At 69.7% G+C, this 1,380-nt stretch carries 3 protein-coding genes; 2 read left to right on the top strand and 1 reads right to left on the bottom strand.

Annotated elements, in window-relative coordinates; all coding sequences use genetic code 11:
- Window positions 1-217: winged helix-turn-helix domain-containing protein (locus BIV28_RS19335; protein WP_242653142.1), on the bottom strand; the 217-nt coding region annotated here is incomplete at its 3' end.
- A 284-nt stretch (window positions 218-501) separates the two neighbouring features.
- On the opposite strand from BIV28_RS19335, the gene rplM reads away from it, so the two are divergent.
- Both rplM and rpsI read left to right on the top strand, forming a co-directional pair.
- Window positions 502-945 (top strand): 50S ribosomal protein L13, encoded by a 444-nt coding sequence (gene rplM / locus BIV28_RS19330; RefSeq protein WP_076264166.1) that lies wholly within the window; start codon window positions 502-504, stop codon window positions 943-945.
- Window positions 946-985: 40 nt separating this feature from the next.
- The coding region (gene rpsI, locus BIV28_RS19325) for a 30S ribosomal protein S9 (protein ID WP_076264165.1) at window positions 986-1,380 on the top strand (395 nt) is incomplete at its 3' end.

The raw sequence follows: 1,380 nt of genomic DNA, 5'->3' as shown, positions 1-1,380 counted from the left end.
CGCCGGTGTCCTCGACGAGACCGACCGACTCGAGCTTGCGCAGGTGGTAGCTCGTGGCGCCGGAGTTGGTGCCCAGGGCCGCGGCGAGGTCGGTGGCCGTGGCCGGCCCCCCGCGGCGCAGCGCCCCGAGGAGGCGGGAGCGCAGGGGGTGGGCCAGGACCCGGAGGCTCTCCGGGGTGAGCCAGATGTTGTCCGGCATCGGGGGGTGTGCAGCCATAGTGTGCACACTACCTTTGCACAATCTGTTTGCACAAGAAGTCTGCATGGTTGGCTGGAGCGGGCATCGGTGCAGGTCAGCGCCCGTTTCGGGGCCCTGCGCCGTCGATTTGGCCGTGGGTCAGCTCCTCCGTAAACTGGATGACTGTTGTGCCGAACCGGCAGGGCGAGGCCCGGACGCCCGCGCGATCAGCGCGGAGGGTCCGAGCCACACGCATCGGACCGGCGCGGGTCATCGCCCCGGCGGCACGCATCCATCGTTTTGAAGCGAGAAGGCAGACTCCATTGCGTACGTACACCCCGAAGCCCGGCGAGGTCACTCGCGCGTGGCACGTCATCGACGCGACCGACGTCGTGCTCGGTCGCCTCGCGAGCCAGGCTGCGATCCTGCTGCGCGGCAAGCACAAGCCGCAGTTCGCGCCGCACGTCGACACCGGTGACTTCGTCATCATCATCAACGCCGACAAGGTCGCCCTCACCGGCGCCAAGCTCGAGCAGAAGAAGGCCTACCGCCACTCGGGCTTCCCGGGCGGTCTGCGCTCCACGTCCTACACCGAGCTGCTCGCCAAGAGCCCGGAGAAGGCCGTCGAGAAGGCGATCCGGGGCATGCTCCCGAAGAACTCGCTGGCCCGCCAGCAGCTGTCCAAGCTCAAGGTCTACCGCGGTGCCGAGCACCCGCACGCGGCCCAGCAGCCCGTCCCCTTCGAGATCACCCAGGTCGCGCAGTAAGCCCGGCTCCGCCGCTGCTGCGTAGAAAGCGAACACACACGTGACTGACATCATCAACGAGGGCGTCCTCGACACCGACGAGCCCGAGCTGACCGAGTACACCTCGGAGTCCGACGCCTCGGCGACCGGCGAGGCCAAGCGCGCCCGCCAGGTCTCGACGCCCGGCTCGGCCACCGGCCGCCGCAAGCAGGCCATCGCCCGCGTCCGCATCGTCCCGGGCACCGGCGAGTGGAAGATCAACGGCCGCGCCCTCGCGGACTACTTCCCGAACAAGGTGCACCAGCAGATCGTCCGCGAGCCGCTGACCATCCTCGAGCTCGAGGGCTCCTACGACGTCCTCGTCCGCGTCCACGGCGGTGGCCCCTCCGGCCAGGCCGGCGCGGTCCGCCTCGGTGTGGCCCGCTCGCTCAACGAGGTCGACGCCGAGCTCAACCG

This window comes from Intrasporangium flavum, from assembly GCF_001956915.1.
Classification (GTDB): domain Bacteria; phylum Actinomycetota; class Actinomycetes; order Actinomycetales; family Dermatophilaceae; genus Monashia; species Monashia flava.
This window is presented reverse-complemented; position numbering and strand designations above follow the sequence as displayed.